The following is an 8,374-nucleotide window of genomic DNA, read 5'->3' on the forward strand; positions in this document are numbered from 1 at the left end:
CGTCAAGCGACCGAACGACTTCTACGTGTTCAGGAGAATCGATGACGACAATTGTCCGTAACCAGTGGTATGTCGCCGCGTACAGCAGAGAAGTGGGCCGGGAGCTGTTCTCGCGCACCATTTGCAGCGAGCCCATTCTGTTGTGGCGCACCGAGTCCGGGGCTGTGACCGCAATGAGCGATCGTTGTGTGCACCGGCGGTACCCACTCTCCGCGGCCCCCAGCCACCTCGATGGCGACACCGTGGTCTGCGGGTACCACGGATTCACGTACGGCAGTGACGGCGGCTGCGTCTCCGTTCCCGGACAGAAGCGGGTGCCGAGGACGGCCAGGCTCACCACCTATCAGGTGCACGAGCAGGATTCGTTCGTCTGGGTGTGGATTGCCGACCCGGACGATCCGATCGACGGCGACATCACTCGTATTCCCCGCGCCCCGTGGATGGACTCCCCGGACTACACCGTGGTGAGCGGAATGGAGCCGATCTCGTGCAACTATCGGTTGCTCGTCGACAACCTCATGGACCTTTCGCACGAGACCTACCTGCACGGCGGTTACATCGGCACTCCCGAAGTCGCCGACACACCGATCACCACCGAGATCGACGATGATCGCAACGTCATCTACGTCTCGCGGCACATGGACGACGCCGAATGCCCACCGTTCTACTCGACGTCCACCGGCATCGACACGCGCATCTCGCGTTGGCAGGACATCGAATACACGCCCCCGTGCCTGTACCTACTGCACAGCCGCATCGCTCCGCTCGGATCACCGCTGCCCGCGGACGACGGCTCCGACACCCACGCGTTCCACAGCGAGATCGTGTACGCGATCACTCCGGAAACCGAGACCTCGACACACGACTTCTGGGCTGTTGCTCGCGATTTCGCGATCGACGACAACGAAGTGTCCCAGTTTCTGGCCGAGAACAATCGCACAGTGGTCATGCAGGACGTGGTGGCGCTGAACATTCTTCAGCAAGCATTGGACACCGAAAAGGCCGGCTACCAGGAACTGTCGATCAACATCGATGCTGGCGGCCTCGGTGCGCGTCGGCTTCTGAGCAAGCTCCTCGAGGGCTCGCGAGCAGGTGCCGAGGTGGTGTCGTGACACCGGAACCGAATCGAATGCTGCAGGGTCCCAACGTGCTGCGCGTGGTGTGGGTTCCGGGTACCGACCGGCTGCGCGGCGTCTGCCATTGTGGCTCGTCCCGGCTCGAGGAGGATCCGGCACTGCTGTGGGAGTGGTTGCTCGCGCACCCCATCGGGCACTTCTCGACCGTCGACCCCGTCCATCCCGAGTTGCCCTCGGTGCGAGGCGAACTCGTGAGTCACGTGGGGAGAGCCGAGTGACGCGAAACCTCCCCGAGTGCGACCTGGATCTGATCGTCTCGAACAAGTGCAGCGGCGCGGATGGCGTTGCCCTGCTGCAGTTGCGCAAGCCGGACGGCACAGACCTGCCGAGCTGGACGCCGGGAGCTCATATCGATCTGGAGTTGACTTCCGACATCACCCGCCAGTACTCGCTGTGCGGAAGCCCGGCCGACCGCGACACCTGGCGCATCGGAGTCCTACGAGAACCGGCATCCCGCGGTGGTTCGCTCCATGTCCACGACACCCTTGCCGTCGGCGACACCGTTCGTGTCCGTGGACCGCGCAATCACTTCGAGTTGACCGAATCCGAGAACTATCTGTTCATCGCCGGCGGTATCGGAATCACACCCATCATCACGATGGTGGCCGAGGCCGAGCGGCGTGGGGCCGGGTGGTCGCTGGCGTACGGCGGCCGGTCCCGCGACAGTATGGCGTTCGTCGACGAGCTCGTTTCCCGCTACCCCGGCAACACGACTTTGGTCCCGCAGGACGAAAAAGGACTGCTCGATCTCGACGATCTGCTCGGGACTGCGCGCGTCGGCACGGCCGTCTACTGCTGCGGACCGGGGCCCCTGCTGGACGCCGTGACCGAACGGGCGGGGCACTGGCCCGAAGGAAGCGTGCACCTCGAACGGTTCCGTGCCGACACACTCGATCGGCCGACATCGGGTGCGTCATTCGAAGTCGAACTTTCGCTGAGCCGACGAACCGTCACCGTGCATCCGGACGAATCGGTGCTCGACGCCGTGACGAACTCGGGAGTGCAGGTGCTCTCGTCGTGTAGGGAGGGAACGTGCGGAACCTGCGAAACAGCCGTTCTCGCCGGCACCGTCGACCATCGCGACACACTGTTGACCGAGGAGGAACGCGGTGCCAACGACACCATGATGATCTGTGTGTCCCGGTCGACGGGCCCCCGGCTCGTTCTCGAGCTGTAGAGCTCGTTGTACGACATTCCTTACGAATCGAAGCCCGACGAATCGAAGAAAGCACTCCATGACGGCCGAGGGCCCCGCTCGCACCGGTCCGGTGGCCGTACGCGCGCTGACACTGCTGGAGGCGTTCACGCCAGAGCATCCGACCTTGACGTTGAGCGAGCTCGCTCGACGATCGGGGTTCCCGCTCTCCACCACGCACCGGCTCGCGCTCGATCTCGTCGGGTGGGGAGCGATCGAGCGCGACGACCGGACGGGCAGATTCCACATCGGTCTGCGACTGTGGGAGATCGCGTCACTCGCACCCCGGGGCCTGATCCTCAGGGAAAGCGCGTTACCGGTCATGGAAGATCTCGCCCACGTCACTCAGGAGAACGTGCAGCTGGGAGTACGCGACGGTCACGAGGTCGTGTTCGTCGAGAGAATTCGCAGCCGCGACTCGGTCGCCCTGCGCACGCGCGTCGGCGGCCGTTTCGCGTTGCCGCCCACCGGAGTCGGTCTGGCGCTGCTGGCCCACGCGCCCGCCCACGTGCAGGAGGAGGTGTGCTCGGCACCGTTGACCAGATTCACCGAGCACACCATCTGCGATCCGGACATCCTGCGGCGCACGCTGGCCGATATTCGGAGAACCGGAGTCGCCGTCAGCGACAGACAGATCACCTCGGACGCCGTATCGGTCGCCGCACCGATCTTCGACCGCACTCGCACGATCCGCGCGGCCGTCTCGGTCGTCGTCGACGCCGATACCGCAGCCCCGTACATGCTCGCCCCGTTGCTGCGGGCCGCCGCCCTGAGTATCGAACGCGCACTGTCCCCGCCCGACATATCCGCGCGCTCGTAATGCGCGGAGCACGGTCGGTGTGATTACCCGATCTCGTGGTACCCCTGGAGTATGAGTGAATTCGCGACGGGACCGGTAGCTGCGTCCGACAACCCGCCTTCATCGGTCCCATCGTCATGGGGACTGGAGTCGACGTTGGTGGACGACGTTCCCGGCTTCACGGTGCCGTGGCAGGGCGCACCTGCACCGGATCCGCGGGTGCTGATCCTCAACGAGAACCTCGCCAGGTCACTGGGGCTCGACCCGTCGGTGCTGCGCTCCGAGCAGGGCGCAGGCGTGTTGTCCGGGGCTCTCGCACCGGCCGATTCGACCCCCTCGGCGATGGCGTACGCCGGTCATCAGTTCGGCGGATTCGTGCCGTTGCTGGGCGACGGTCGAGCACTACTGCTGGGCGAGCTGCACGACGAACACGGCCGACGAGTCGATCTGCATCTCAAGGGCTCCGGCGCCACGCCGTTCTCCCGCGGCGGAGACGGGCGCGCGGTGGTGAGTGCGATGCTGCGCGAGTACCTGATCAGTGAGGCCATGCACGCTCTGCACATCCCGACCACCCGCTCGTTGGCCGTCGTCACGACGGGTGAGCAGGTGGTTCGAGAGGCAGGTCCGCAGCCCGGCGCAGTGCTGGCTCGGGTTGCCTCGAGCCACCTGCGCGTAGGTACCTTCGAGTTCGCGGCCCGTCGCGAGGGTCTCGCGCAGAACCTCGCCGACTATGCCATCGCACGTCATTATCCCGAGCTCGCCGACCTCCCTGCAGAGGGCGCGGAGAGTCGATACCTCGCATTCTTCGAGGCCGTCGTCGACAGGCAAGCACAGTTGGTGGCGCAGTGGATGTCCGTCGGCTTCATGCACGGCGTCATGAACACCGACAACACGACGATCTCCGGTGAGACGATCGACTACGGGCCGTGCGCGTTCATCGACGCCTACGATCCTGCAACGGTCTTCAGCTCGATCGATCACGGCGGCCGCTACGCGTACGGCAATCAACCCGCCGTCCTGGGTTGGAACCTGGCACGATTCGGCGAAACACTACTGCCGCTGGTCGATTCGGTTCCGGACCGCGCCATCAGCGCGCTGACGGCGGTGTTGGACTCCTACGGTGATCGCTACCGACAGCACTACGAGAACCTGATGGCCGCCAAGCTCGGCCTCGATGGGATCGCCCCGGACGACAGTCTCCTCGACGACCTGCACGTGCTTCTGCGGGATCACCGTGCCGACTGGACCCTGACCTTCCGCGCGTTGGCGGAGAATCTGCGGGGCAACGACGCAAATTTTGCGTCACTCGTACCGCACGAGGCAGCTGCACCGTGGCTCGAACGATGGCGCGCAGCGGTGCTCGAGCGGGGCCACGACCTCCGGTCCGTCGCGGACGCCATGGACCGAGTGAACCCCGTGTACATTCCTCGCAACCACATGGTCGACGCGGCGCTGGCAGCAGCGACCGAGGGTGACCTCGCGCCCTTCGACCGCTTGTTGTCGGTCGTGACGAATCCGTTCGACGGTCGGGACGAGCTGTCGCAGTACGCCGGACCCGCGCCCGTCGACTTCAGCGCGGGGTTCCGAACGTTCTGCGGGACGTAGTCAGCTGACCGCAGCAGTTGCGACGCGATATTCGCGTCGCAACTGCTGTGCGGCACAGGGAGTTCGGGCCTACTTCTCGTCGGGATCCAGGGCGTCCTTGATCTTCCCCATGACGCCCTTCTCGGTACCCAGTGCGGCCGACGCGGGATCTCCCTTGGCCCCGTCGTACGTCGCGTACAACTTCGGATCGGGTGCAGGCGCGGATGCCTTCCCGCCCAGAGGCTGCGGATCGGCGAGGAACCCCATCTGCCGTTTGCCGTCGGGCGCAAGCCGATTCGCCCAGCCACCGGTCGAGGAGAACTCACCGTCCGAGAGGTGCCACAGATCGGTTGCGTGCTCGGATGCCTCCTCGTCGAGAAGTGCACTCGGTGCTACGACGTCCTCGAGTCCGTCGGCTTGCAACTCTTCGATGGCAGCGAGCCACAGGTTCTGATGGTGCGTATCGCGAGCGAGATTGAACTGCAGCATGGCCTTGACGCCCGGGTCGTCGGTCATGTTGTACAGACGCGCGGTCTGCAGCCGCCCTTGCGCCTCGGCGGCAACGTTCGCACGAAAATCTGCGAGCAGGTTGCCACTGGCGATGATGTACCGACCGTTCCACGGGTAGCCGTTGGAATCCGCCGGGAGCGCACCGCCGCCGGACACGATCGCCTGCTGCGGGTCCATGCCGCCCATCACTGCTGCTACCACGGGATCGGTAGCAGCGGCTTTGGTCGACTCGGTGGCCGGTGCACCTTCGAGCAGACGAGCGACCATGGTGGCCAGCATCTCCACGTGACCCATTTCTTCGGTCGCGATGTCCATGATCAGGTCCTTGTACTTGCCCTCCATGCGACAGTTCCAGCCTTGGAACAGATACTGCATGGTCACGGTCATCTCGCCGAATGCACCACCGATGAGCTCCTGAAGCTTGTGTGCGTACACAGGATCCGGCTTCTCGGGCTTGGCATCGAATTGTAGGTAGTCGGTGTGTCGGAACATAGGGACTCCAGTTCGGGTCGAAGTTCGAGCAGGTGACTCGATCCGGCTACCCGCCGAAATTCCCAGCAAACACTTTGCACTGCAAGGGTTTAGAACTCGATACACAGGTCGGGACCGCGACTTCTCCACGCCTCGACGACGGACACCGGCGGAACATCCCGGTACACAGGGCTTTCCGCAGCACCGTCCGCACGAGGGCCGCGGTGCTATCGACCTACAGGTAAGTCCCCTGCAGCGCGTCCACTGCAGCGACTCGAGGTCGCGAAGGCGTCGTCGCCGCGCCGACGACCCGACCGAGCGAGCCGGCACGCTCGACGTGCACACGTTCGCTGAGCCGTCGCACATTACGGTCGGCAGCGGAGGTGGCCAGGACGACGGTGAGGCGATACCCACGGCACAACAGCCGATGGGCTGCGTCGACGATGTACTTGGTTGCGGCATCACCGATCTCGGTGACACCGACCAGGTCGACCACCACCGGTCGGTCGGCGAGCACGGACCCCGCCAGGCAGTCTGCCAACAGGCGGGTATTGCCGGGGATCTCGAGTGCGCCCTGCACCGAGACGACGATGGGGCCGTCGTCTCCGCGGTCGACGGACATCGAAAACGACGAGGATTCGGGAATCATGGGCATTGACCTCCACAGATCGAAGACTGTGGCAGGGGAAGATCGTGGTTCGTACCGCAGTCGATTCTGCGGGCATGGTCTCCACCCAATCACTGTGTAGGATACCTCGACTCGGGCCTGGATGCGACCACCCCTGCGTTCGGCGGGGCCGTTGGCGTGCGCTCGGGACAGGTGCGAATACACCCGTGAGGCTCTGTATATTATGACCCCGTTCGGTCGAGTCGGGGCCGGGAGTTGACGAGTGGCTGCCTGCTGTCCATGCGGGGGCCCGACCGAAACGAGCCCACCAGATGAGTGACTTTTCCATCGAAGACGACCGTCTTCACGACGCACCGGACGCCTCGGGTTCGGCGTTCGCCCGGATCGGGCAATACATCCAAGCGTTGCGCCGAATCAAGGGGAAGATACTGACCGGTGCCGACGTCGATGCCGTTCTTCAAGCCGTGTGCTCCGAGGTCGCAGCCGTGGTTCCCGACGCGGGTCTCGTCGGCATCACCATGCTCGACGACACCGGACGACCGCGAACCGTGGCGTCCACCGACCCCGCTGTGCACGACATCGATTCCGACCAGTATCGCGCTGGTCAAGGCCCATGCCTGCACGCCATCCGCAGCGGACGTATGGTTCGCGCACAGGCGCACGAGGCAGTAGCTCGCTGGCCTCGCTTCGCTGCCGCAGTGGCCGATCTGGGCGTCCACAGCTATTTGTCGGCCCCGCTGACGCCCGACGAGCACCGCCACGGGTCGCTGAACATCTACGGGACGAGTGCCGACGGCTTCGACCCACTCGACGAGGTCTCGGTGGCCCTGCTCGCCACCTCGATCGAGACCGTCATCGCGATCGCCGAGCGCGCCCGGTCGGCCGAACGAGAAATCACCGGCCTGCGGACAGCGATGAAAACGAGAGCTGACATCGACCAGGCGAAAGGAATCATCATGGCGATGCGCGGAATCTCCGCCGACGACGCGTTCGCCCTGCTGTCCGAGCAGTCGCAGAACAGAAACATCAAGGTCAGCGAGATTGCGTCGGCGATGATCGAGTCGGTTGCCGAACATTCGAACTCTCGAACCGGCCTGCACGAAGAAACGAACACTGGGTATGATTCGGACAGCGTGGTGTAGCCCCTGCCCGCAGTCGACAGTGCCGCTCGCACCGAGTTCGCCTCAATTTTGCAATCCTTGCCGGTCTCGGTTACGCCGCAGTGCGCTGTTCGACGAACATGCCACTGCACAGGGTAAGGACGGTGACCCCCCATGAAACACAACGAGTTGCTCGGGCTCGGCATCGCCAGCGAACACCATGACAACGCAATTGTTCTGCGGGTCAACGGAGAAGTGGATCTCGCGACCGCGTCCGATCTCGCCCACCACATCGAACAAGCGGTCACGGCAGCGCCTGCAGCCGTGATCGTCGATCTGTCGGGGGTGTCCTTCCTGGCCTCCGTCGGCATGAGCGTGCTCATCGCAGCTCGCCGAAAGGCATGCTGCTCAACCTCGTTGGTGGTGGTCGCATCCGGGCCGACCACGGGGCGGCCGATGCATCTGGTCGGACTCGATGCTGCGATTCCGATTTTCACCGATATCGATTCGGCCCTCGAGTCCGTCGGTTCGTCGCTGAGGAAGTCCGTAACCGGAGCATCGGGCTCGTCCGAGTCCGGTGCCGGGTGTCCAGAGTGTGCGACCGGCACGTCGACCGCGGATGTACACACTGCGTGAACCGGTCCGATTTCCACCGCCTACCCGTCGAGATCGCACTAGTCTTGGTCGATGACGACGGGTGACGAGGACGAGGACGAGGACCACCGTGCGTGGAACGGCAAAGCGCGCAACGAAACTCCCACTCAGCAGTTGGATCGCAATTGGTCGTCGTTGCTACAGGAACTCCGTGTCGTACAGACCGGTGTACAACTTCTGACCGGGTTCTTGTTGACCTTGCCGTTCCAGGCCCGCTTCGACGGGCTGTCCACGGCCGGCCACGTGGTCTATCTGACGACGGTGTCGGCGTCGATGCTTGCGACGATCCTGTTGGCG

At 64.4% G+C, this 8,374-nt stretch carries 10 protein-coding genes; 8 read left to right on the plus strand and 2 right to left on the minus strand.

The genetic code is table 11. The features are described from left to right. Positions 1 to 41: 41 nt before the first annotated feature. Genes CH262_RS01440 through CH262_RS01460 form a run of 5 tightly spaced genes read left to right on the plus strand, consistent with a single transcriptional unit; the run spans position 42 to position 4,735 of the window. The gene (locus CH262_RS01440) at positions 42 to 1,112 is read left to right on the plus strand and encodes an aromatic ring-hydroxylating dioxygenase subunit alpha (RefSeq protein WP_032369149.1); all 1,071 of its coding nucleotides are present in this window, start codon (positions 42 to 44) and stop codon (positions 1,110 to 1,112) included. Then, positions 1,109 to 1,354: a hypothetical protein gene (locus CH262_RS01445; RefSeq protein ID WP_201010780.1), complete on the plus strand. Its 246-nt coding sequence runs from the start codon at positions 1,109 to 1,111 to the stop codon at positions 1,352 to 1,354. The genes CH262_RS01440 and CH262_RS01445 overlap by 4 nt, the downstream gene beginning before the upstream one ends. Beyond that, complete coding sequence (locus CH262_RS01450; RefSeq protein ID WP_048317419.1) at positions 1,351 to 2,313, plus strand: PDR/VanB family oxidoreductase; 963 nt, start codon at positions 1,351 to 1,353, stop codon at positions 2,311 to 2,313. The genes CH262_RS01445 and CH262_RS01450 overlap by 4 nt, the downstream gene beginning before the upstream one ends. 58 nt (positions 2,314 to 2,371) lie before the next feature. After that, on the plus strand, positions 2,372 to 3,151 hold the full coding sequence (locus tag CH262_RS01455) for an IclR family transcriptional regulator (protein WP_048317421.1): 780 nt from the start codon (positions 2,372 to 2,374) through the stop codon (positions 3,149 to 3,151). Positions 3,152 to 3,202: 51 nt separating this feature from the next. Next, positions 3,203 to 4,735, plus strand: coding sequence for a protein adenylyltransferase SelO (locus CH262_RS01460; RefSeq protein WP_094716731.1), 1,533 nt, complete (start codon positions 3,203 to 3,205; stop codon positions 4,733 to 4,735). Positions 4,736 to 4,804: 69 nt separating this feature from the next. Here the strand turns inward: CH262_RS01460 and CH262_RS01465 are convergent, their stop codons facing one another. Both CH262_RS01465 and CH262_RS01470 read right to left on the minus strand, forming a co-directional pair. Beyond that, positions 4,805 to 5,716: a manganese catalase family protein gene (locus CH262_RS01465; RefSeq protein ID WP_032369153.1), complete on the minus strand. Its 912-nt coding sequence runs from the start codon at positions 5,714 to 5,716 to the stop codon at positions 4,805 to 4,807. Positions 5,717 to 5,930: 214 nt separating this feature from the next. Further along, on the minus strand, positions 5,931 to 6,344 hold the full coding sequence (locus tag CH262_RS01470; protein WP_072692057.1) for a hypothetical protein: 414 nt from the start codon (positions 6,342 to 6,344) through the stop codon (positions 5,931 to 5,933). A gap of 290 nt (positions 6,345 to 6,634) precedes the next feature. Here CH262_RS01470 and CH262_RS01475 point away from each other — a divergent pair, with 290 nt between their 5' ends. From CH262_RS01475 to CH262_RS01485, 3 genes are all read left to right on the plus strand, one after another. After that, a complete protein-coding gene (locus tag CH262_RS01475) occupies positions 6,635 to 7,465 on the plus strand; it encodes a GAF and ANTAR domain-containing protein (protein ID WP_094716732.1) in 831 nt (276 codons plus the stop codon). Positions 7,466 to 7,597: 132 nt separating this feature from the next. After that, entirely contained in the window at positions 7,598 to 8,059 is a 462-nt protein-coding gene (locus tag CH262_RS01480; protein ID WP_052053449.1) for an STAS domain-containing protein, read from the plus strand. A 51-nt stretch (positions 8,060 to 8,110) separates the two neighbouring features. Then, positions 8,111 to 8,374: DUF6328 family protein (locus tag CH262_RS01485; protein WP_256988611.1), on the plus strand; the 264-nt coding region annotated here is incomplete at its 3' end.

Origin of the sequence: Rhodococcus sp. 05-2255-1e (assembly GCF_002259025.1) — a bacterium.
Taxonomy (GTDB): Bacteria; Actinomycetota; Actinomycetes; order Mycobacteriales; family Mycobacteriaceae; genus Rhodococcoides; species Rhodococcoides fascians.